Origin of the sequence: Ihuprevotella massiliensis, assembly GCA_900095835.1 — a bacterium.
In the GTDB taxonomy this organism is placed as follows: domain Bacteria; phylum Bacteroidota; class Bacteroidia; order Bacteroidales; family Bacteroidaceae; genus Alloprevotella; species Alloprevotella massiliensis.
This window is the reverse complement of the sequence record LT608321.1, coordinates 2,526,577-2,549,994: the sequence shown is the minus strand read 5'-3', so window position 1 is coordinate 2,549,994 and position 23,418 is coordinate 2,526,577. Positions and strand designations below refer to the sequence as shown.

At 50.8% G+C, this 23,418-nt stretch carries 20 protein-coding genes and 1 tRNA gene; 7 read left to right on the top strand and 14 right to left on the bottom strand.

Annotated elements, in window-relative coordinates; genetic code table 11:
- Positions 1 to 36 precede the first annotated feature (36 nt).
- Positions 37 to 318 (bottom strand): hypothetical protein, encoded by a 282-nt coding sequence (locus BQ2633_RS10295; protein WP_075566915.1) that lies wholly within the window; start codon positions 316 to 318, stop codon positions 37 to 39.
- Between the two features lie 554 nt (positions 319 to 872).
- On the opposite strand from BQ2633_RS10295, the gene BQ2633_RS10285 reads away from it, so the two are divergent.
- Entirely contained in the window at positions 873 to 1,796 is a 924-nt protein-coding gene (locus BQ2633_RS10285; protein ID WP_346048608.1) for a hypothetical protein, read from the top strand.
- A gap of 246 nt (positions 1,797 to 2,042) precedes the next feature.
- Here BQ2633_RS10285 and mtgA read toward each other — a convergent pair whose 3' ends face one another.
- Together mtgA and BQ2633_RS10275 are read right to left on the bottom strand one after the other, a co-directional pair.
- Complete coding sequence (gene mtgA, locus BQ2633_RS10280; RefSeq protein ID WP_075566912.1) at positions 2,043 to 2,747, bottom strand: monofunctional biosynthetic peptidoglycan transglycosylase; 705 nt, start codon at positions 2,745 to 2,747, stop codon at positions 2,043 to 2,045.
- Positions 2,748 to 2,864: 117 nt separating this feature from the next.
- Entirely contained in the window at positions 2,865 to 3,341 is a 477-nt protein-coding gene (locus BQ2633_RS10275; RefSeq protein WP_075566911.1) for a DUF3127 domain-containing protein, read from the bottom strand.
- Positions 3,342 to 3,646: 305 nt separating this feature from the next.
- On the opposite strand from BQ2633_RS10275, the gene dnaN reads away from it, so the two are divergent.
- The 5 genes from dnaN (at position 3,647) to BQ2633_RS10250 (ending at position 10,697) form a co-directional block, all read left to right on the top strand.
- The gene (gene dnaN, locus BQ2633_RS10270) at positions 3,647 to 4,771 is read left to right on the top strand and encodes a DNA polymerase III subunit beta (protein WP_075566910.1); all 1,125 of its coding nucleotides are present in this window, start codon (positions 3,647 to 3,649) and stop codon (positions 4,769 to 4,771) included.
- 162 nt (positions 4,772 to 4,933) lie between these two features.
- Entirely contained in the window at positions 4,934 to 6,184 is a 1,251-nt protein-coding gene (gene coaBC / locus BQ2633_RS10265) for a bifunctional phosphopantothenoylcysteine decarboxylase/phosphopantothenate--cysteine ligase CoaBC (RefSeq protein ID WP_075566909.1), read from the top strand.
- On the top strand, positions 6,166 to 7,080 hold the full coding sequence (porD, locus tag BQ2633_RS10260) for a type IX secretion system protein PorD (RefSeq protein ID WP_075566908.1): 915 nt from the start codon (positions 6,166 to 6,168) through the stop codon (positions 7,078 to 7,080). The genes coaBC and porD overlap by 19 nt, the downstream gene beginning before the upstream one ends.
- Positions 7,081 to 7,228: 148 nt before the next feature.
- Positions 7,229 to 8,896 carry a DNA repair protein RecN gene (recN, locus tag BQ2633_RS10255; RefSeq protein WP_075566907.1) on the top strand — a complete coding sequence of 556 codons (1,668 nt, stop codon included), beginning with the start codon at positions 7,229 to 7,231 and terminating at the stop codon, positions 8,894 to 8,896.
- Between the two features lie 31 nt (positions 8,897 to 8,927).
- Positions 8,928 to 10,697 (top strand): tetratricopeptide repeat protein, encoded by a 1,770-nt coding sequence (locus BQ2633_RS10250; protein WP_075566905.1) that lies wholly within the window; start codon positions 8,928 to 8,930, stop codon positions 10,695 to 10,697.
- Between the two features lie 116 nt (positions 10,698 to 10,813).
- Here the strand turns inward: BQ2633_RS10250 and pyrH are convergent, their stop codons facing one another.
- The 6 genes from pyrH to BQ2633_RS10220 form a co-directional block, all read right to left on the bottom strand.
- The gene (gene pyrH, locus BQ2633_RS10245) at positions 10,814 to 11,521 is read right to left on the bottom strand and encodes a UMP kinase (RefSeq protein WP_075566903.1); all 708 of its coding nucleotides are present in this window, start codon (positions 11,519 to 11,521) and stop codon (positions 10,814 to 10,816) included.
- 145 nt (positions 11,522 to 11,666) lie between these two features.
- Positions 11,667 to 13,049 carry an MATE family efflux transporter gene (locus BQ2633_RS10240; RefSeq protein ID WP_083234032.1) on the bottom strand — a complete coding sequence of 461 codons (1,383 nt, stop codon included), beginning with the start codon at positions 13,047 to 13,049 and terminating at the stop codon, positions 11,667 to 11,669.
- A gap of 51 nt (positions 13,050 to 13,100) precedes the next feature.
- Positions 13,101 to 14,018 carry a biotin--[acetyl-CoA-carboxylase] ligase gene (locus BQ2633_RS10235; RefSeq protein ID WP_075566901.1) on the bottom strand — a complete coding sequence of 306 codons (918 nt, stop codon included), beginning with the start codon at positions 14,016 to 14,018 and terminating at the stop codon, positions 13,101 to 13,103.
- A complete protein-coding gene (locus BQ2633_RS10230; RefSeq protein ID WP_075566899.1) occupies positions 14,002 to 14,412 on the bottom strand; it encodes a YraN family protein in 411 nt (136 codons plus the stop codon). The genes BQ2633_RS10235 and BQ2633_RS10230 overlap by 17 nt, the downstream gene beginning before the upstream one ends.
- Positions 14,413 to 14,733: 321 nt before the next feature.
- Positions 14,734 to 15,168, bottom strand: a complete 435-nt coding sequence (locus BQ2633_RS10225; protein ID WP_009437905.1) for a nucleoside deaminase — start codon at positions 15,166 to 15,168, stop codon at positions 14,734 to 14,736.
- Positions 15,169 to 15,296: 128 nt separating this feature from the next.
- Positions 15,297 to 17,441, bottom strand: coding sequence for a Tex family protein (locus BQ2633_RS10220; protein ID WP_075566897.1), 2,145 nt, complete (start codon positions 17,439 to 17,441; stop codon positions 15,297 to 15,299).
- 797 nt (positions 17,442 to 18,238) lie between these two features.
- Between BQ2633_RS10220 and BQ2633_RS10215 the strand changes: the two genes are divergently transcribed.
- The gene (locus tag BQ2633_RS10215; RefSeq protein ID WP_075566895.1) at positions 18,239 to 19,489 is read left to right on the top strand and encodes a hypothetical protein; all 1,251 of its coding nucleotides are present in this window, start codon (positions 18,239 to 18,241) and stop codon (positions 19,487 to 19,489) included.
- A gap of 330 nt (positions 19,490 to 19,819) precedes the next feature.
- Here BQ2633_RS10215 and BQ2633_RS10210 read toward each other — a convergent pair.
- The 5 genes from BQ2633_RS10210 to BQ2633_RS10190 form a co-directional block, all read right to left on the bottom strand.
- Positions 19,820 to 19,903, bottom strand: a tRNA-Leu gene (locus BQ2633_RS10210).
- Between the two features lie 51 nt (positions 19,904 to 19,954).
- A complete protein-coding gene (locus BQ2633_RS10205) occupies positions 19,955 to 20,560 on the bottom strand; it encodes a hypothetical protein (RefSeq protein ID WP_075566893.1) in 606 nt (201 codons plus the stop codon).
- Positions 20,561 to 20,616: 56 nt separating this feature from the next.
- Complete coding sequence (locus tag BQ2633_RS10200) at positions 20,617 to 21,105, bottom strand: hypothetical protein (RefSeq protein ID WP_075566891.1); 489 nt, start codon at positions 21,103 to 21,105, stop codon at positions 20,617 to 20,619.
- A 289-nt stretch (positions 21,106 to 21,394) separates the two neighbouring features.
- Positions 21,395 to 22,033 (bottom strand): orotate phosphoribosyltransferase, encoded by a 639-nt coding sequence (pyrE, locus tag BQ2633_RS10195; protein WP_075566889.1) that lies wholly within the window; start codon positions 22,031 to 22,033, stop codon positions 21,395 to 21,397.
- A 110-nt stretch (positions 22,034 to 22,143) separates the two neighbouring features.
- Positions 22,144 to 23,403 carry a lipid-A-disaccharide synthase gene (locus BQ2633_RS10190; protein ID WP_075566887.1) on the bottom strand — a complete coding sequence of 420 codons (1,260 nt, stop codon included), beginning with the start codon at positions 23,401 to 23,403 and terminating at the stop codon, positions 22,144 to 22,146.
- Positions 23,404 to 23,418 lie beyond the last annotated feature (15 nt).

The following is a 23,418-nucleotide window of genomic DNA, read 5'->3' as shown; positions in this document are numbered from 1 at the left end:
ATTTCAAAAATCGCAGTGATTTAGCCTTATCCAACGTCATTCCCCCTCCTCTTCCCCTCCTTTAGGATTAGCTTGTTGCCATACTTCAACTCGAAACATCCACTCATTGCGCCAAGGATGAGCCACTACTTTCCACATCTCACAACTGCGCGCAGCGTGATGGTAGGAGTTTTCTAAAAAGACTTTTTTTGACCTTTCCTTCTTTTCTTGGTCATCAGATGAAAAAATGAGCACCAGTTTCTCGCGTGCGCGCGTTACGCGCGCCTTCCCTAGGATTTTTGTTTTTTTGCTTTCACAACCTTCACCATCTCCCTGCAAAATAGGGGGTGAGTTTTCTTATGGAGACGTTTCCTTTTGGGGAACATTTTCAGGCGATTTCTCGGCAAAAATCATCGTTCGTGTGAAGGTTGTGAAAGTGAAAAGATAAAAATCCCTGTAATGCGTGCGCGCGTTACGCGCGCGAGGGGCTTTGCAAAACCATTTCTTTGCGGTCTATTTTTGGGGCTTTCCCACTTGTGCGAAAAAATCTCCCACGTTCTAAAAAAAATCTCCGAGAGTTTTCCAAAAAACTCCCACGTTTTTCCAAAAATCTCCGACATTTTTTGAGAAAAGTCCGACGTTTTACGCTGCAATTCAGTCCCTTTTTGTCATCTTATGGTCCATGCGGTAGACCGTACAACGAAACTGAATCCTATTTGGCTCTTCTTGTGGCACAGCTACCATGAAGAATTGTGCAAAATAGCAGATTTAAGATACAAAAACACGAACATCACACTTTTTTCTACAATTATCTAACAAAAGACTTGGTATTATGACTACAAATCACTAAATTGCACACAAAAACAAAACAAAGCCACCCCATAAAATCAACTATGAAGATGGCATTCTCTCCATTTTCCCGAAAGATTCACCACACGTTGCTCGTGCTGGGACTTCTGTTTATTGGATGTTTTCTTTTCTCTTGTCAGACAGATGAGGGGACGGAGCAACCGTCTCCACAGAAGAAAGCGCAATACAAGGATCCTAGACTGGTCATGAGCTACTACAATGATGTATTCGACATCTACAACTTCTGTGAAGCTCCCTTTGTGCATCCCGACACCATACAATGTCGCATCGTGGGGGATGGTACACTACCATACGAAAAGAAACATCAAGTTGTCCCTACCGTGGAGCACAAAGCCCTTATAGACGGATTCATCAAAAACTGGCAAGCAGATGGGAGATTGTCTTCCGCAAAAGAGCAATGTGCTTTTGGGGTTTTCGATGACTCGCTCACGGCAGTAGTAAGACTGACAGGGGAAAAGGCATTTCCCTCTCCTATATATGCTCAACAACGTATGAAAGAATTGGGGGCAGACCTCCCAGTGCACTATGCGGCAACGGAAGGTTTTCGCTCTGTACAACTGATCAACCCTCCTGTGGCGATTCGCGTAGCCTTATATTATCGTTATACGGCTAATGATGAAGATCTCAAAAGTAGAGAAAAGGATGTAACAGCCGAAGCATACATTGTGAGCTTTGACCCTCGGGTGGCCATAGCACGCGGAGGAATCGGAGAAAATGGACGCAACCTCAAGGTGGTACGACGCAAACTCACCAGCATGACTGCCGAAGATTTTCGATGGCTCAATGCAGACTTCTTCATCGACATTCCGCGCAAAGCAGACACACCACGCAAAGACAAGGGGAAGTGCATCGGTGCTAAGGTGTATATTGAACGGGAAGATGGCACAATTATAAAATCTGGCTCCTTCCTTTTGGCGGAGGCATCCCTGTCTTTTATCCTGAGATAGAACATGATTATGACTATGCCATCCCTTGGTTCTTTCACCACAACCGAGGAATTAGAAAGCCGAAATAGAACAACAAGGCAACCCGACAAAGTATATTTTTTCCTTTCGAAAAAGAGATGAGAGGGGAGGAATGAGTGATATTCCTCCTTAAAAACTATCGAAGCGGGCTGACTTCACAAGTGGAAGTCAGCCCGCAATATTTTGCTCCATAAAAATAGGAATGAGAAAAAGGACAAGCTCTAGAAATCAGTCCTTTGTAGTGTTTTCCCAAGGTTTGATGTGCTTCATCTGTCGCAAAATCCAACGCTGGCGACTACGCATGTAAGGCGTGGGTTCCGCACTGTTGAAACGCAGAGGAGCTGGCAGAGATGCGGCTATCATGGCGCAATTTTTACGCGAGAGTTCACTTGCAGAGCAATGAAAATTCTCTTGTGCCACAGCTTCGGCACCATAGATGCCATCGCCCATCTCGATGCTATTGAGATACACCTCCATAATGCGCTCCTTAGACCACAGGAGTTCGATGAGAACGGTGAAATAAACTTCAAATCCTTTGCGCACCCACGACGAAGTGGGCCACAAGAAGACATTCTTTGCCGTCTGTTGCGAGATGGTGCTTCCTCCACCGCTTTTGCCCCCATTAAGACGTTGACGCACAGCATAGCCGATGGCTTGAGCGTCAAATCCATTATGCTGCATAAAACGCTGGTCTTCACTGCTGATGACGGCGCGAGGCAAAGCGGGGGAGATTTCAGAGAGGGGCACCCAATCGTGTTTGAGACGCGGTGTTTCTCCACGTCCCACTTGCTGCACACAGCGAATCACCATGAGAGGGGTGAGCGGCACAGGCACCCAACGATAGATGAGGGTGACCAAGACTGTGGACGCAAAGAAAAGAAGAACAGCCCAGCGCACAATGCGCCAAAACAATTTGACAGGATTGACAGTCATAAGCGGCATAAGAGGATAGACAAAACAAAAATAAGACTACCTTTCAAGCAATTTAGCCCCAACATAGAAAATGTTGGAGCTAAAGATGGATGTATTCGTCTTTCAAATGAGATAGCCTTAGAAGGGAAGGTCGTCACCGGGATTGGATTGTACTTCAGGCGCTGTAGGAGCGGCGGGAGCAGAAGGTGCTGCGGGAGCCGTAGGAGCCTGACCAAAGTTACCAGTTCCAGCAGCAGGCTGAGTGAAACCACCTTGGGGAGCAGGAGCAGGTGCACCATAACCTGGAGCAGGTGCTCCATAAGCAGGAGCGCCCATGGCTTGAGGTGCAGCCACACGCCAAGCGCGAATGGAGTTGAACCAACGACCTTGGTATTCGCGTGCATCGATGTCAAAGCTCACGGTGTATTCTTGACCTACTTGTATATTGAATTGGTTGAGACGATCTTCGCCAAAGACATCAAATACGCAGCGGCGAGGATATTGCTCAGTGGTGGTTTCGAGCACGAAAGACTGCATTTTCCAGGGATTACCCGTGTTATTAGAAACGCCAGAACGTGGTTCGAGTGCCACAATGATTTTACCAGTAATTTCCATGTAGAGAGTATTATTGTTTGGTGTGCAAAGGTAACGATTTCTTTTGGAAAAGGCATACTAGCCGGCGCAATTTTGTGGAGGGAAAGGAGAAAATTGAGGGCAGTGCAAAAAAAACAAGAGAAGATGCGGTAGAATCGAAAGAAAAGCGTAAATTTGCCTATTAGTAAAAGTGCGTACGCCCAATGAATACTGCCACGACCCAACCAACGGTTTATTGAGATTTTCAAGCAGTTTCTTGAGTTTTTCCAACGTTGCGGGCAAGCACTAGATTCAACAAAGCATCATAACCCAAAGAATAAGCCCTTATGAAGTTCGTTATTTCCAGCAGCCTCCTATCACAACGATTACAGACCTTAGGACGCGTGATTCCTTCTAAGAATAGCATGCCCATTTTGGACAATTTCCTCTTCCAAGTGGTCGATGGCAAACTCACGCTTACGGCTTCGGACAATGAGATTACCCTCCGCACCACCCTCGAATTGGTGGAAAGCGATGGTAACTTGAGTTTTGCGGTCAACGCAAAGACGCTGCAAGATGCCATGAAGGAAATCCCCGAACAACCGCTCGAATTTACGGTTAACCCTGATGGCCTTGAAATCAGAGTAGACTTCCAAAATGGTCACTACACCCTCGTGGGACAAAATGCCGACGAATATCCTGTGACCAAAGGTTTGGAAGGCGAAGTGTCTACCTTGGTGGTGGATGCTCAGCGCTTGTATAGCAGCGTGAGCCGCGCGCTCTTTGCCGCTGCCGACGACCCTTTGCGCCCCGTGATGAACGGTGTCTTCTTCGATTATCAGAGCAATGGTTTGGCAGTGGTGGCTTCCGATGGCAGAAAATTGGCTTGCAGCCGCTTGCTTGACCTTACCAGCGACGCGCCCACCTCGTTCATCCTCCACAAAAAGCCTGCCAACATCTTGAAAGGCATCCTGCAAAAGGAAGATGGCGACTTGACCATCCAGTTTACCAAGCGCAATGCGACCTTCAGCACGGAGAACTACGAACTCTCTTCGCGCCTCATCGAGGGTAACTTCCCCAACTACAACAGCGTGATTCCTAGAGAAAATCCCAATCTCGTGACGGTGAACCGCGCGGCTTTGGTGTCTGCACTCCGTCGTCTGCTCATTTTCTCCAACGCTGGCAGTCCCCTCATCAAAGTGCACGTTGAGCCCAGTCGCATGATCCTTTCTACTCGCGACAGCGACTATGGTCGTTCGGGTGAAGAGTCCTTGCTCTGCGAATATACGGGCAACCCCATGAACATCGGTTTCAAGGGTACGCTCTTGATGGAACTACTCAACAATCTCGAAAGCGAAGAAATCGTGTTCCAACTTGCCGATCCTTCTCGCGCTGGAGTGATTGTTCCTGCCGAACAACCCGAAAATGAGGATGTGCTCACCCTCCTCATGCCCATGATGCTCAACGATTAAGACGCACACTCGCTCTTAATCTCCGCAGCACCTCCGTTTGTGTTCATGTGTCGCTCCTAGAGAGGGACTACGCGCTGCCTCTTCGTGAGGGAGAACGATGACGCAGACGCAGGTGCTGTGTGGGATATTCCCATACACCTCCCATTTTGACTCTTCGTCTTTATGCTCTCTTCTCTTCACAACAAGCACATCGTCCTCGGCATCACCGGGAGCATCGCTGCCTACAAGGCTTGCACGCTGGTGCGTCTGCTCATCAAAGCGGGTGCAGAGGTGCAAGTGGTGATGACTCCTGCTGCCAAAGAGTTCATCACTCCCCTCACCCTCGCCACCCTCAGCCGAAAAGCGGTAGCGAGCGAGTTCTTTGATCGCAGAGATGGTTCGTGGCACAGCCATGTAGACATGGGGCTTTGGGCAGATGCTATGATCATTGCCCCTGCTTCTGCGGCTACGATTGGCAAGATGGCACACGGCATAGCAGACAACTTGCTCATCACCACCTACCTCTCCATGAAAGCACCGGTGTTTGTGGCACCTGCCATGGATTTGGATATGTTTGCGCATCGCACCACGCACGACAATCTCGAGCGACTTCACGAGTTTGGACACCACATCATCGAACCGCAGGATGGCGAATTGGCGTCGGCTCTCGTGGGAAAGGGACGTATGGAAGAACCTGAGCGCATAGTCGAAGTGCTGGAAGCCTTTTTTGCGCAAAAAGAGGGAGCGACAACCGACCATGCGGATGCTCCAGCCTCCAACGATGTTCCCTCACGCGGACGTGTGCTGGTGACCGCTGGTCCCACCTACGAGAAGATTGACCCAGTGCGCTTCATAGGCAATTACTCCACCGGCAAGATGGGTTTTGCACTCGCAGAATCTTTGGCAGAAGCTGGCTTTGAAGTGGCACTTGTGGCTGGACCCGTGGCACTCACCACCCAACATCCTCGCATTCACCGTATTGACGTGGAGAGCGCAGCCGAGATGTACGAAGCTGCCATGCGCGAATTTCCTTCGTGCGTGGGCGGTATCCTCTGCGCTGCCGTGGCAGATTTCACCCCCAAAGTGGTGGTTACGGAGAAAATCAAGCGCGAAACAACGGGAGAATGGAACATTCCGCTCCAACCCACGCAGGACATTGCCCGAAACTTAGGACAAATCAAAGAAAATCGCTGGCTTGTGGGCTTTGCGCTCGAGACCCACGATGAGACCACACACGCGCTCGACAAGATGGCGCGCAAGGGACTGGATGCCATCGTGCTCAATTCTCTCCGCGATGAAGGAGCAGGTTTTGGATACGACACCAACAAGGTGACGATTTTCAGCCTTGATGGTGCAGAAAAATCCCTTCCTCTTCTGCCTAAAACAGCAGTGGCACAAGCCATTGTACAAGAACTATGCGAAAAATTCTGCTAATCCTTTTCGTCCTCTGCACTGCGCTCATGCCCTCATCGGTGTGGGCGCAAGAACTTGATGCCACTGTCACTTTCAACACCCGACAAATCGAAGGGACGAACACGGCTGTATTTGACAATCTGCAGCGCGCACTCACCGACTTCCTCAACGAACGACAGTGGACGAACCTACAGTTTCGCCGCGCTGAGCGCATCCGCTGCACCTTCAACTTCACCGTGCAGCAATATGATGAGAGTGACCACCGCCTCAACTGCGTGCTCACCGTCACCGCTACGCGCCCCATCTACAATGCGACATACACCACGACGACTTTCTCCACACGCGATGGGAGTGTCAACTTCCGTTTTCAAGAATTTGACAAACTGGAATTTCGTCCTGAGACGCTAGACAACGACCTCACGGCGATTATGGCATACTATGCCTACCTCATCATCGGTTGGGATCTCGACACGATGTCGCCGAAAGGGGGAACGGAGCAACTGCAAATGGCACAATCCATCTGCAACAATGCGCAGTCGCTCCAACTCTCTGCCAAAGGTTGGAAAGCTTTTGACGATGGCAAGAATCGCTATGCCGTTATCAACGATTATCTGGACGGAGCGATGGAGCCTTTTCGCTTGATGCAATATGAATATTATCGCAAAGGACTCGACCAAATGGCGGAAAATGCAGAACGCGGGCGCGCTGCCATCACCGCTTCTTTTGAACATCTGGCAAAAGCACGCGAGAACAAGGCGATGAGTCTCCTGCCTCAGCTCTTTACGGAGTTTAAGGCGGACGAGATTGTCAATATCTATCAAGGGAAATCTACCCAAAAGGAGAAGGACTTCTTGGTCGATCTCCTCGGACGCATCAACGCTTCCAAAAATTCTTCGTGGAACAGAATTAGGAATTAGACGTTAGAGGTTAGACATTAGACGTTAGAAAGTAGATATGTCTAATAGCAACTAGCGACTGCGCACCGCCCCTCAAAAGTCTAAAGATTGCATCTAACGTCTAATGTCTAAAGTCTAATGTCTAACGTCTCCCCTCTAACGTCTAAATATGCTTCTTTCATTACATATTTCCAACTATGCCCTTATTGATCAGCTCGACCTCACGTTAGAGCAAGGAATGTGCGTGATTACGGGTGAAACAGGTGCGGGTAAGAGTATCATTCTCGGTGCACTCGGACTGTTGCAGGGCAACCGTGCCGATGCCAAAGCCATCAAAAGCGGTGCGAAGAAGTGCGTTGTCGAAGGCACTTTCGATATCACTGGACTTGCCGTGGAAGAACTGTTGCAAACGGCTGACATCGACCTAGAAGACAGTACTATCATCGTGCGCAGAGAAGTGACGGCAGCCGGAAAAAGTCGCACCTTCATCAACGACACGCCCACCACACTAGGCGTGCTGCGCGAGGTGAGCAGCAAACTCATTGACATTCATTCGCAACATCAAAATCTCCTCTTGAGCAACGAGGACTTTCTTCTCGACACCCTCGACTCGGTGGCAGGCAATCAAGCCCTCATCGGCGAGTATCACGCAGCCTTCCAAACCTGGCACCAAGCGGAACACGCACTTCGCCAACTCCAGCAGACGGCACACCAACAAGAGAGCGACAGAGAGTTTTGGGAATTTCAACTAGCACAGATTGACGAAGCGCAACTGCAGGAAGAGGAACAAGCCCAACTCGAAGAGGAGAGCAAAACCCTCGAACATGCTGAAGACATCAAGAGTGCTTGTTATCAAGCGGTGGGATTTCTCCGCAACGATGAGCACGATGTGGTGCAATTACTCCGAAGCGCAAAATCTGCCCTCGAAGGGGCTGCGCGCTATATGGGAGGTCTTGACGAACTCAATGAACGTCTGTCGAGTGCGCGCATAGAACTCGACGATGTCCTCAGCGAAATTGAATCGAAAGCCGAAGAGGTGGACTTCGATCCTGAGCGTTTGCTCTGGGTGAATGACCGCCTGTCCACCATCTATTCCCTAGAAAAGAAACACCAAGTCAGCGAAATCAGCGAACTCCTCGCTATTGCTGAGGATTTGCGCCAACGACTCTCGGCTATCGACAATGCCGATGAGCGCATCGCTGCCGCAGAAGCTGAGGTGAAACGCACCTTTGCTGCGGTCACAGCCTTGGGGGCTCAACTCACTGCGGCGCGCCAACAAGCGGCAACGGAGATGGTGGACAATCTCACCCAAGGGCTGCAAGAACTCGGCATGCCTTCTGTGCAAATCCTCTTCGATTTCACCGCGCGTCCTCGTCCCGACCGTATGGGCTGCGATGCGGTGCGCTTTCTCTTCACTGCCAACAAACAGATGCCGCTGCAAGATGTGGCACAAACTGCCTCTGGCGGTGAAATCGCTCGTGTGATGCTCACCCTCAAAGCCTTGATAGCTCAAAAACGTAACCTCCCCACCATTATTTTCGACGAGATCGACACGGGTGTGAGCGGTACGATGGCAGAGCGCATGGGACGTGTGATGCAACGCATGGGACAAACCGCACAAGTGCTCTGCATCACCCACTTGCCGCAGATAGCCGCACTCGGGAAAGTGCACTTTTGGGTGCACAAACAAGAGAGCGACACCGGCACAACTTCCAGCATCCGCACCCTCTCTGACGAGGAGCGTGTGCAAGAAATCGCCAATATGCTCTCGGGAGCTGCCATCACGGATGCAGCTTTGGCAAATGCTCGCCAACTTCTCACCGAGGGTGCACAATAATCCACAACCTTCAACGCAAGATTCTTCACCAATGAAATACCTCCTTCCCCTTGCGCTGGCTTTCCTTCCCACGCTGAGCCAAGCGCAGAAGCCCAACGATGCTCAACAAGCTGTGGTGCGCGTAGTAACCTTCAACGAAAAGGGAGATACACTCCACACCACTTATGGATACTTCGCATCTCCCACGGCAGAAGTCGTAGCTCCCTACGCTGCCTTCCGAGGTGCCACTCGCGCTGTTGTGACCGACACCAAAGGTCGCCAAGCCGATGTGCTGCGCATTGTAGCTGCTAGCGACAACTACGATATGGTGCGTGTCACCACCGCCATGCCCACCAAGAAATTGCCCTTCCTCACGCGCAGCACAGCAGTGGGTGCGGCTGGTACAGCGTGGCAACAGACGTTTTTCTCCACCGAAAAACAAGCGCAACCTCTTGCTACCAACGTCCTCTCGGCAGATGCTAACAACAACTTCCCTTACTACACCCTGAGTGCACCCAACGAGGAACAATATGTGGGGTGCCCCATCGTGGACAACGGACAAGTGGTGGCAATCGCTCAGCGAAATCTCTTGGATCATGCACAAGGCATCTGTGCCATCAGCGCAGCCGTGGCAGATTCGTTCAGAGTGAATGCAGCTTCTGCCCTTAACAGTGATTTCAACGCGATTAGAATGCCGAAGCAGTTGCCCACCACCAGTGAGAACGACGCTTACTCTTATTTCTTCATGATGCTCCGCACCCAGCGCGACAGCCTGCAAGTGCTCCCCCTCATCCAAGATTTCATCACGGCTTACCCCAAGAATGGGGCTGCTATGCTCGACCTCGCCAGCTACTATGCTCGTCAGCGCAAATATGCCGAAGCCGATGCGTGGTTGCAACGCCGCTTCACCCTCGGTGGTGACGGACTCGATGCGGTCTACGATGCACAGTCGCAACTCATCTATGAGAAGGCATTGAACGACAGCACAAATTATCCAACTTGGAATCTCGAAGCTGCGCTCAAGGCGTCCGAAAAGTCTTACACTCTTCAGGCAAAACCCTCCACCTTACTCCAACAAGGGGTGATTCTCTACAGCATGAATCGCGATGAACAAGCCTTGGAGAAGTTTAAAGCCTACAATGCCACAGCAGCTGCTTCTCCACAATCCCACTATTTTGCAGCTCAAGTGCTCATGCGCATGAAAGTGGTGGACAGCCTCATCGTGGCAGAGCTGGATAAAGCGTTGGAGATTGCCGAAAAACCCTACAAAGGCGCGGACGTGGCTGCCGTCTTGGAATTGCGTGCCTACTACAATGAGAAACTCGGCAACGTGCGCGCTGCTGTGTTGGACTACAATGACTACGAACAAATCGTAGGTTCCAACCGTCTCTCTGCGCAGTTCTATGCGCTTCGTGCAATCCTCGCGGAGAAAGCACGCATCTATCAAGTGGCAATCGACGACTTCAATTCTGCCATAGCACGTGCCACCAACAGCGAAGAGCGTGAGGACTATCGCATCAATCGCGCCCTCCTCTGCCTGCGTGTTCGCCTTTGGGACGATGCTATCGCAACGGCTCAACAAGCCCTCGCAGAGAATCCTCAAGCTGCCGACGCTTATAAAATCATTGGTGTGGCGTATGGCGAACAACAAGATCGCTCGCGTGCGCTGGAATATCTCACCAAAGCACAGCAGTTGGGCGATGAAAATGCGACTACCCTCCTCCAAAAATACAGCGCTCTCCCTGCTAACCGCAAAGCATCGGCTGCAGCTCGCACCGCAGCTCCTGCAAAACGTGGCTCCGCTTCGGCTCGCAAACGATAAGTGCTCACCTTTTGAACTGAACACTTTGACATCTTTTCCCTAACGTTGGTAGAAGCACAACAAAAAACTCCGAGAAAACTAAAATTTTCTCGGAGTTTTTTGGGTATTAGCCAACCTTAGGCGTGCACGTAAGTGCCGATGTCTTCGCCTTCCATCACGCGACGGAGGTTGCCCACGATGTCCATGTTGAACACATAGATGGGAAGACCATTCTCTTTGCACATAGCTGTGGCAGTGACATCCATCACCTTCAAGCCGCGCTGAAGCACTTCGTCATAAGAGATTTCGGAGAACTTCGTGGCAGTGGGGTCTTTTTCAGGGTCGGCAGTGTAGACACCATCCACACGCGTGCCCTTGAGCATCACATCAGCTTCGATTTCGATGCCACGAAGTGACGAACCCGTGTCGGTGGTGAAGTAAGGATTGCCCGTACCTGCGCTCATGATCACGACTTCTCCGCGTTCCATGGCTTCGATAGCCTTCCATTTGGAGTAAAACTCTCCGATAGGCTCCATGCGAATGGCGGTGAGCACACGGTTTTTCACGCCAATAGCATCAAGGGCAGAGGAAAGCGCAAGGCTGTTGATCACCGTGGCGCACATGCCCATTTGGTCACCTTTGACACGATCAAAGCCTTTACCAGCACCGCTCAAACCGCGGAAGATGTTGCCACCGCCAATGACGATGCCGATTTGCACACCCATCTGATGGATTTCTTGGATTTGTGCGGCATATTCGTTGAGACGTTGTGTGTCGATGCCGTGACCTTGTTGCCCCATAAGGCTTTCGCCACTGAGTTTAAGCAGGATGCGATTGAATTTCATATAATAGAAAAATGAAGAAATTTGCGAATTAAAGGAAGCGTGCGCGCATAAACCTCCGAACTATCCGAAAGTTCCGACACTGCTTTGCGTGCTACGAGAGCGATTGCAGCACAAAAATACACATTGTAGCGGAGGTTGGCAAGATTTAGCCAAACTTTCTGCGCAACACCCCTGGTAATTGCAATGCCATCACCCCACCCCGCAGCGCAAGATAGGCGGTGAAGGCAATCCACAAGGCGTGATTGCCCATCGTGGAAGCGAGCACTTGGTGGAGCAAAAAGAAGAGGGCAGAAGCATAAGCCACTCCGACGAGCATGCTCCGCGTGGCAGTGGTGCCAATGTATAGACCATCAAAGAGAAAAGCGGTGACACTCACCACGGGCAGGGCGATGACGTAGGGCAAATAGGTGCGCGCCACCGCAATGACCTGCGCATCTTGTCCCAACTGCTCCACGATGAAATCGCCCATCACGAAAAAGAAGGCGGAAAACAACAGTGCAATGATGCCGCCCCACAAGAAGAGGGCGCGCACCAGTCGGCGAAACTCCACGCCATCACCTTGCCCCGTGATGCGACCTCCCACAGCCTCGCCAGCATAGGCGAAACCATCGAGGAAATAGCTTGTGAGGAGGAAGAGTTGCAGGAGAATGGCATTGCCGGCTACGACATAGTTGCCACTGCGATTGCCAAAGGCGGTGAAGGAAAACATCACTGCCACCAAACACAGCGTGCGGAGGAAGATGAAAACATTGACGGTGAAGAAGCGTTTCCACGCGGCAAGGTCGCGAAACACGCGATGTCCCTGCGAAAACAAAGCGATGCCATGCTTGCGCGCCACACGAACGGCAAAAGTCAAGGCTAATATCGCTCCCACCCACTGAGCAGTGAGCGCGCCAATGGCTACACCTTCGATTTTCATCTGAAGTCCATAGACGAGAAAGAGGGAGATGCCGATGTTGAGCAGGTTTTGCATCACCGCAACAATCATAGGATAGACGGCATTTTGCATACCTAAGAGCCAACCATTGAGCGCAAACAGACTGAGCATGGCAGGTGCGCCCCAAATGAGCCAATGAAAATAGTCCATCACAAGGACGCGTTGTGCTCCTTCTACCGACATGAGCCAAAGTCCTAGTTCGATGATGGGCTGTTGCAACAAGAGGATGCCCAAACTCAAGGAGAGGGCAATGACCAACGACCGACCTAGCACCACGCCACTCTCACTGAATTGTTCGGCTCCATAACTTTGCGCAGCCACACCTCCTGTGCCCATGCGGAGAAAATTGAAGAGCGAGTAGGTGGTGGAGAATAAAGTGCTGCCCACACTGATGGCAGCAAGATAATAAGCGCCAAGATGGGCTGCAATGTAGGTGCCCACGATGCCCAACAACGGTACAGTGATGTTGGTGAAGATGGAGGGCAGCGCAATATGTAGGATTTTTCGGTGCATCGTTTGTTCAGTCGTCTGTGTTAAGTCTATTATTGGGGTTGCATGCTCCTGGAATTTCTTACCTTTGAGGATATTCATTTCAGCATGCTCTAGAAGTTTTTATTTTTGGGGGCTGTTTCTTTCAGCAGGCTACGGAGTGTCGAGCTGAAACTTCACGGCTTTGAAATCAAAGGTGCGCAAGGCTCCAGCGTTGTCGCGAAGGGTGAGCAGTCCAGTGGGCACAACTTGCTCAAAGGTGGCTAAAAATCGCTCACCAGTGGCGGTGTCTTCATAAGGGTGTACGCCTTCACGGCGAAAAAGTCGCTGTTGATAAGCCGTGGCTAGACGCGTTTTTTCGCCTGCCAACCACAGCGCATAGAGGGTTTCAAAGTGGCGCACAAAACTTTCCAACACTTCTTCGGTGTCGATGCGATGCCCGAGGAGTTGCCACAAAGAAATAGGATTGGGCGCATCGCTCACGAAGCGCGGTTGATTGACATTGATGCCGATGCCCACCATGGTACTCTCCACCATCGCCCCTCGGAGCTGGTGATTGAGGAGCATTCCACAGATTTTCTGCTCACCCACATACACATCGTTCGGCCATTTCACACTGACTCCTTCGACATAGTCATCGAGCGTTTGGGCGACTGCCAAACAAGCTATCTCAGAAAGATAGAATTGTTCGGTAGCGCGCACACCTTGCGGACGGAAGACAAAGGTGAACATGAGATTGTCTCCGCAATCGCTCTCCCATTTCGTTCCGCGCTGTCCGTGACCACGAGTTTGAAAATCGGTACTCACCATCCACACCTCCCCTGCTGGTGCAGCATTCATCGCTATCATCTCCATCGTAGTGGGCACAGTGGGATAATGCTTGCGAATCCAATGTGGGGGGAGTTGGGCTTTTGCTGGTGCACTACACCCTTCGCAGGTGTCTTCTTCGCAAGAATCAGCAACGAAAGACGGAGCTGCGGGCGATACTCTGCGAGAGTTCACAGTATTTTCTCGAGAGTTCGCATCATTAGTCGGAGTGGCTGGCATTTCGGAACTAGAAAAAGAGTTCATCAGCAGGATTTTTCGGGTGAAAACGTTGAGGGAGTTCCAACGGGAAGGCGTTTTTGTAGTGGACAATCTCAAAAGGTGGTGCGCTACCCACCAAAGCAATAACGTCGAAGCGGAAGGGAACATCGCCCACTTGCTGTTGGCGCATATAGGCTCTCGCAGCAAGGGAGAGGTGTTCGCGCTTGTGACGGTCTACCGCTGCTGCAGGATCGCTCCATTCATCGGAAGTGCGGGTTTTGACTTCCACAAAAACGAGTTCGCCCCAGTCGTCTGCCACGATGTCTATCTCGTAGGGAAAACAACGCCAGTTGCGCGCCAAGATGTGATAATCCTGACGAAGGAGGAAAGAACAAGCGAAATCCTCACCTAAATGTCCTAGTATGTTGTGAGAAGACACGATATTTAGACGTTAGAGGGTCGCAGACCCTTTTTTGCTCGCCACAAGTGGCTCGGGCTTATGAGAAATTAGACATTAGAGGTTAGACGTTAGAGAGTCGCAGACCCTTTTTGCTCGCCACAAGTGGATCGGGATTATGAGACGTTAGACATTAGAGACTAGACGTTAGAGGGTCGCAGACCCTTTTTTGCTCGTCACAAGTGGATCGGGATTATTAGAAGTTCTAGTGCTTCTAGTTCATCTAGTATTTCTAGTCCAATCGCGCTAGCCTTCTAACGTCTAACGTCTAATCTCTAACGTCTAACCTCTAACCTCTACTACTTATCTTTTACTTTTGAAAAATTGTCGCATCAGCTCCCCGCACTCTTCGGCAAGGACACCAGCGGTGACTTGGGTGCGAGGATGCAAAGCCTCAGGGGCGTAGACAGAATAACCGCGTTTGGGGTCGGCAGCTCCGTAAACAATGCGCCCTACTTGCGCCCACGCCAAAGCCCCAGCGCACATCACGCAGGGTTCGACGGTGACGTAGAGCGTGCAGTCGCTCAAATACTTTCCCCCGAGGGCATTGGCAGCGGCGGTGACGGCTTGCATCTCAGCATGAGCCGTGACATCATTGAGCGTTTCGGTGAGGTTGTGTCCGCGCGCTATGATGCGATCTTGGCACACTACCACCACTCCCACCGGCACCTCGTCGCGATCGGCAGCCATTTGCGCTTGTTCCAAAGCGCGGAGCATATATTGTTCGTCTGTTGTCATTCTTTTGGGTTGAAATCATGGAGCAAGAAAGCCCCACTATTATTATAAAGAGCAAGAAACCAAGGGGAGAAGAGGAAGAAACAAAGGAAGAAATCCAAATACATGGAGCGATAAGACAGCGCAATGTACTAGCCTTTTTTCATACTCAATGCGATTCTTCCACGAGCCTTGTCCACTTCCACCACGCGCACTTCCACTTGTTGCTGCACTTGCACCACTTCCGCTGGATCTTTCACGAAGCGATCCGCCAGTTGCGACACGTGCACCAGCCCTTTCGTCTTGATACCTAAGTCCACAAACGCGCCAAAGTTGGTGACATTCGTCACGACACCTGGCAGCACCATACCAATTTCCAAATCATCGATGCTGTGCACGCGCTCCTCAAATTGGAACACCTGCGCTGTGCCACGAGGATCTCTGCCAGGTTTGTCAAGTTCTGCCCAAATATCATGGAGCGTGGGGAGCCCCACTTCGGCAGTGCAATAGCGTTTGAGGTCAATCTTCTGTCGAATCTCAGGATGCGCGATGAGCGACTGGAGGTCAGTTCCCGCATCACTCGCCATCTTTTCCACCAGCGCATAGCGTTCGGGATGCACGGCGGTGTTGTCGAGCGGGTGCTTCGCTTGGGGAATGCGCAAGAAACCTGCGCACTGTTCAAAGGCTTTCGCCCCAAGTCTGGGGACTTTCAAGAGTTCTTTGCGCGAAGCAAACGCCCCATGTTCGGCACGATAATTGACAATGTTTTGCGCCAATGCTGCTCCGAGTCCGCTGACATAGGTGAGGAGATGGGCGGAAGCCGTGTTGAGATTCACCCCAACAGCATTCACGCAGTGCTCTACGGTGTGATCTAGCGCGCGCTTCAGGGCGGTGGCATCGACATCGTGCTGATATTGCCCCACACCGATGGCTTTCGGGTCGATTTTCACCAACTCTGCCAGCGGATCTGCCAAACGGCGGGCGATGGACACCGCACCACGCACGGTGACGTCGTGGTCGGGAAATTCTGCGCGAGCCACTGCCGAAGCGGAGTACACCGAAGCTCCGTCTTCGCTCACCAAGAAAATGGGAATTTCGTCCCAATTCACTTCTGCATTCGCCTGAGATTTCAGACTGCGCACCAGTTCTTCGGTCTCACGTCCTGCCGTACCATTACCAATCGCCACGGCTTCTACGCGATATTGCTTCGCCAATTTCTGCAAGGTGGCTGCAGCGGCTGCGCGGTCTTTCTTGGGTTCGTGAGGATAAATCGTGGTGTTGTGCAAGAGATTGCCTTGTTCATCAAGGCAAACCACCTTACATCCCGTGCGAAAACCAGGGTCGATGCCCATGATTCTGCGCGCTCCGAGGGGCGCAGCGAGGAGCAGTTGTTGCAGATTTTGTGCAAACACGCGGATGGCTTCTTCGTCTGCCTGTTGTTTACTCTGCGCGGCAAATTCCGTTTCGATGCTGGGGCGCAACAATCGCTTGTAGGCATCGGCAGCTGCTGTGGCGATTTGCGCCGCGGCTGCTGTGTTGGGGCGCACAAAAGGTCGGGCGATGCGGTCGGCTGCCCCACTCTCATCGGCAGGAGCGATGGACACGCGCAGCATGCCTTCCGATTCTCCGCGACGCATTGCCAACAGACGGTGGGAAGTGCAGCGACGCAAGGGTTCACTCCAATCGAAATAATCGCGATATTTAGCCGCCTCTTCCTCCTTGCCTTTCACTAGTTTTGAAGAAATCACGGCTTCTCTGCCAAAGACATTGCGGAGACTCTGTCTGCTGCGTTCGTCTTCGCTGATTTGCTCTGCGATGATGTCGCGCGCGCCTTGCAGGGCAGCTGCGACATCGGGCACCTCGTCGGTGAGAAAACGCTCGGCTGCCAACTCTGGATCGTCTTGCGGACGGAGCAGCAACTTCTGAGCGAGGGGTTCCAATCCTCGTTCGCGCGCCACCTGCGCCTTCGTGCGGCGTTTGGGTTTGAAGGGGAGATAGAGGTCTTCCACCTCGGTGGCATCCCACGATTGTGTGATGCGCTGGCGCAACTCATCGGTGAGTTTGCCTTGCGCTTCGATGGTTTCGAGCACAAAGGTCTTGCGATGTTCAAGTTCTTGGACTTTGCGGTATTCATCTGCCACTGCTGCCACCTGCACTTCGTCGAGTGCGCCCGTAGCTTCCTTGCGGTAGCGAGAAATAAAGGGGATGGTTGCCCCCTCGTCCAAGAGTTTGAGGGTGGCTTCTACTTGTTTATCGCGCAGATTGAGGCGTTGCGCTATAAGATGTTGGATAGTCATTGAGAGGGTTGCCTATTTATATATAAGGAGTCTTCTAGGGTTTTGTAGGCATTCTTCATTATCGCTACAGATCTTCTACACTGTCACTACAGACGCTCTTCATTGTCATTATAGATGTTCACAAAGTCACAGCAACTGTGGATTAGGGTGAAGATTAGACCAACGCACAAAGAGGCTACATTTTCCTTTTGCGCGAGAGCCCAGACCCTGAAGTTCCAACAAATTTACGACTTCTTGGGCATCCTACCAAGGTTTTCGCACAATAGTTGGGAACTCTCATTTTCATTTCTCCAGCGTTGTTATTCTACAAGCATACATTTCCCATATTTCGGAAGACATTTCATCCTCAAAACAAGCCATCACTCCTCTTTCTTTGCAAGTCTTCCCGAAGAATGGCGGTGTATGTCCCATAAAAAGCTCCATTTTCGAGTTTCATCCGCACCCATCTTTGGGATTTTATACGATATTACACATTAACTCGCACAAGACATTTACTACAATATCCACGAACCATTGGCATAATACCCTAGTTATCAAAATCTACTTTATTCTTTTCGTTGCAAAATCCTCATGGCTCTACATTAGTCTTCATGCACGTCGCTTATAAATTTCATACGCTTTTTCTCGAAATAAGTCACTTTTTACGGGTAAACACTTACGTTTCAAGAAAAAACTACATTTTTATCGCAGATTTGTTTGGTTCATATTGCAAAATATCTTACTTTTGCGAAAGTAAACTCTGATAAAAACAACAAAATTATAGAGATTTATCTCACACACTCCTATTTTCAACGCGTATGAATAGAAAAATTACTGCATTTACTTTCGCAGCTGCACTCTTCACCCTCGCAGGGATTAGTGCGCAAGCTCAGAAAAAGCCTAACCAAGCTCCTCCCATTCCCATCAACTTTGACAAGGATGCAACTAAACTGCAAAACCGCTTCCTTGAATACGTCAAGGTTGTTTCTCCCAATTGTCGAACTATTGAACAAAAAGATCTACCAAAAGATCAGGCTTACTTCAACTTCGCGATTCCCAGATTCACAATTGGAGCAGTCCCTGGCGCAGAAATTCAGTTTGAGTACAAGTGGTCAGGCTCTTGGATGGACAGTTATCTCTATCTCGACCGCAATCAAAACAAGAAGTTCGATGTCACCAGCATGGAAGACAACGAACTTGTTTATGCCACGGTATATAATGGTCAGAAGAAGACGAAAAATGGCGTAGAAAAAACAAATGAACAATGGAGGGTCAACTTTCAGAACGGAACCTTCACAGCTCCTTCCAAGCCAGGTGAATACCATCTCCGCTTCAAAATCGACTGGAATAGCATTGACCCAGGAGGTAACACTGACGCGAAAAACGAAATCGTTAAAAATCGTGGTAATATCGTAGACTTTGTCCTTTATGTGTATGATCCAAAAGACTTAGATACAGGTTACTATATTGGAATGAACTACGAGCTCAACGTAACTCATTCTAATAATGGCAACTTTGCCACGATGATTGTGCCTTATCCTGTGAGAATCCCACAAGGAGTTCATGCATACAAACTCAGAGGTGAGCCATCTGCTAGCGCTATTAATTTCGAACTTATCGAAAGTAAGGTTATCCCTGCCAACACTGCAGTGTTTATTATTGCTGATAAACCAGGTAAATATACTTGCCCCGCAGTTGCATGTGCTGATGACCCCATAGAAACTCACCTCTATGGAACAACTGAAACTCTCACACCTGCAATGCGTGATCAAGAACACTTCAAGTACTATGTATTGGTAGATAACAAGCAAGGTAATACAGAATTTCGCCAAATTCAAAAGTACAACATCCCTGCTAACCGTTGCTACTTGAAGATTCCAGTAGGTACAGCAGCACCTGCTATACATTTCGAGCTTCCCAAAGTCGTTGAACCCACTGCAGTGACTAAGGTAGCTAGCGACAACAACGGACAAACGGGCGCAACCTACAACCTTGCCGGACAACGTATCGATGCAACGACTGCAAAGGGTGTTGTGATTCGCAATGGTAAAAAGGTGTTTGTTCCCTAAACACTCCACATTAAGCTGTCGTAGCGCGGAGCACTCTGCTCAGCCCCTCCTATGAGAGTAAGGAAATAGCTGAGCATTTCCGCACAACGCACGACATGCCACTCTTATTTCACAAAGGTCATCCCGACGGGATGGCCTTTGTTTTTGTATTACACCGCAATGGAGAAACAAGCTCTAAAAGTAATCTCCCCAAAAAGCAAACAACCTTGCTGAAAAAGCCGACAATTACACAGGAAAGTTCGCCCGCATAAGGATGCGCACAAAGGCTTACAGAGGGCAAACGTGAGAGCACAAAAAATCCCTCCTGCTGGAAATCCAACAGAAGGGAGGTGCCTGAAACGAGACTCGAACTCGTACAGCCGTAATGGCCAAGGGATTTTAAGTCCCTCGTGTCTACCATTCCACCATTCAGGCGTAATGTGGTGCAAAGGTAAGGATTTTAAGAAAGCTGACCAAATGTTTCGCCTAATTTTGCACAACAAACACATCCGAATTTGCTGAGTAAGTAGCCAAATATCGGAAAAGTCCCACATTTGGTTGGCCATCTCCTTTTGTCACACTCACGATTCCCCCATTGTTGAGGTCGTAATGACGCTGGCAACGCCCACAGACGAGCGTGCCTGGTGTAGAAGGATTCCACGACAGTCGACGTTCCACATAAGCCCCTTGGTAGCAAGAAGGGCAAACGAGGTCGAAAGCCACGACCGTCTGCCGTCCGCTCAGATCGGGCAAGGTAGGAGTGCCCACCACAAATCCGGCTATCGAAGTGGGAGCTCCGTAAGCATCGAGTGCCGTACGCGGATATCGGCTCGTGCGCTGGGCAGCATTCGTGAAAACGTAGTGCGAAGCATCATACGTGATGGCGCACCACTCCCCTACACCATGCACTGCTGCGGAGAGCACTGGAGCGGCTGCCACGGGAGAAAAGCGCAAAAAGGCACGATGGTGTGAATAACGCGAAGCGCTCTCCTCACCGCAAGCCAGCAAAGTTGCCATGGCTCCCAACATCAGCGCCATGCCGCCTGCTACAAATCCGTGGCGCAGTGGCCACTTACGCAATAAAGCCATCATCTTTTACCATTTTAGCGCATAAAACAAAGGAATCCCCACCCCGGGCGATGAAGCGTTTAGCCCACCGCTAGGATTTGGCTCAAGAACTGTGCCAGACCGTCGGGCGCCTTCTTGATGTGCTTCTCCACCATCTTGCGGATGAAGAAATTGAGTTCCACACCGATGGTGACCTTGAGTGCCGCTTGATAAGTGCCTTTCTCCACGAGTTGCACCCAAACCGTAGCATTCACGGGAGAATTCTGCGTCACGAGTTTCACCAACTTGCAAGGTTCGCGCTCCACGATGGCAAGCGACACAGGTCCCACCTTAGTATCGGCAGAAATGGTGTCTTCGGTGAACTGCATCTTCTCCACTTGTTCGCGAATCTCAGCGAGTTTATCGGGCGACACTTGGTCGGCTGGGAGATTTTGCAAGATATATTGCATCTTCTCAGGGTCGGAGAAAGCCGCTTTAAGGGCTTCAAAACGGCGCAAATCAGCCAAACGCTCGTAAGCCTGCGCTTGCGTAGCATTGACCGTGTAGATTTCGGAGGTATATTTTGTCATTTTAGAGAGAAATAGTCTACCATCCCTCCTTTGAAAGTGCGAAGCACGCTGAGGATGATTAGGCACTTGTCCACCCACGTTCATGTTTAGGGGATAGTTTTGGGAGAATGCTCGCTACCTGTCGGGAGAATCCCCGCAATAGATTGGAGCGCAGCACCACATTTGGGCGAACAGCCACAACATATATGGAAAAACGACCACAACAGTCTGAGCGAAAGTGCCCACCATCCGCGCCACTTGCACGCGCAAAGGAGGGAAGGAAGAATGCGATAAGAACAGGAGCGAAGTCTTACACTTCAGGGCTCCAAGTGGAAGGATTGGCGCGCCAACGAGCCAAGAGAGGCAAGTGACTCTCCTCGATGTAGCCAATGGCACGAGCCGTTTCCACCACAGCTTCATAGTTGGTGAGCGTGGTGAGGGTGACATTCGCAGCGCGGAAAGCCTCTTCAGCCACAGGGAATCCGTAGGTGAAGCTCGCCACCATGCCGAGAATTTCAAAACCAGCGGCACGGAGCGCCTCAACAGCCTTAAGACTGCTACCACCTGTCGAAATTAAGTCTTCGACAACCACCACTTTTGCACCTTCGGGCAGGGTACCTTCGATGAGATTGCCCATGCCGTGGTCCTTAGCTTTGGCGCGCACGTAGCACATAGGGAGATCCAAGGCATCGGCTACCAAAGCACCTTGAGCGATAGCACCAGTGGCGACACCAGCAATGGCAGTAGCTTCGGGATATTGCGCACGAATCATAGCTGCGAGTTGGTCTTTCACGAAGGTGCGCACCTTAGGATAAGCCAACGTCTTGCGATTGTCGCAATAGAATGGAGACAACCAGCCACTCGCCCAGGTGAAAGGCTGCGTAGGTTGAAGTTTGATGCACTGCACCTCGAGCAGTTGCTGTGCAAATTGGGAAGCGATGGAAGACATATTAGATTGATTTTAAGTGAATAGTCAGAAAAAGAAGTCTACACTATGCGAGCGCAGGGGGAATTCATACGCAATGTACTTGGGAAGCGCCGCTGTGGTGTCGTATGATACTATGGCAATGTCGGGGAATTCAGTCCCTCGCGCATCGCGTGTACAATGAGCTGCGCCCCCTCTTGTGGGGCAACATCTGTGCCAAGTTGGGCACGCATACGGGCATATCCCGATAATTGCGCTTGTCGAGCCGCGCTTGTGTCGTCGAGCAGTGGGAGCAGATGGCGCGCAATGTGGTGCGGTGCAGTATGATCTGCAATGAGTTCAGGCACAACCTCGTCGTCTGCAATGAGATTGACCAAAGAGATGAAGCGGCAGTTGAGAAAATGCGGTTGGATGGCACGCACGAGCGCACCTCCTCTGATATGATAGCACACCACCTGCGGCACACCAAAGAGCGCAGTTTCGAGCGTTGCGGTGCCACTTGTGACCAACGCCGTGTGCGCGTGCTTCAACAGCGCAAAAGTAGCCGCAGACACCAGATGAACATGAGGATAAGCCTGCAAATAAGGTGCATATTCCTCAGGTTCGATGCCAGGAGCAGCGGCAATCACCGCCTGGTATGCTTGTGGTGCGACAGATTGTTCGACAGTGTTGTGCGCAGGGGGGGCAGATTGGGTAGCAGAGACACCACGGCTTCTTGCGGCAGATTCGGTTTGCACCTGCGCAAAAGCCTGCAACATCCGCGGCAGGTTGGCAGCTATTTCCGAGCGGCGCGAACCAGCAAGCAGTGCTACAATTTTGCGCTGCGGATCGAGCTGATGCGCTGCACAGAAGTCTGCGAAAGAATGACTGTCATGCTGCAAGAAATCATCGACCTCTGCACGCGAAGGATTGCCCACATAGTCCACTTTATAGCCATGTTCGCGCTCGAAATAGTCCACTTCAAAGGGTAAAATCGAGAGCACCTTGTCCACATTTTGGCGGATTTTGCGAATGCGTCCCTCTTTCCATGCCCAAATCTTGGGGGCGATATAATAGAAGATGGGAGCATCGAGGTGTTTTCGTGCCCAAGCCGCGATATTCAGATTGAAACCAGGATAATCCACTAGGATAATCGCATCGGGACGATAGACCTCAATAGCCGCCTTGCACGCACGCATGGCGCGGAGTATCTGAGGCAAGTGAAGCATCACCTGCACAAATCCCATATACGCCATAGTGCGATAGTGCCAAAGCACGTCAACGCCAGCTGCCGCCATGAGATCGCCGCCCAAGCCTTGAAATTGAGCATCGGCATCTTCCTTTCGGAGGGCTGTGACGAGGTGTGAAGCGTGAAGATCGCCCGAGGCTTCGCCAGCAATGATGAAATAGCGCATGATGAAAGGGGGAAA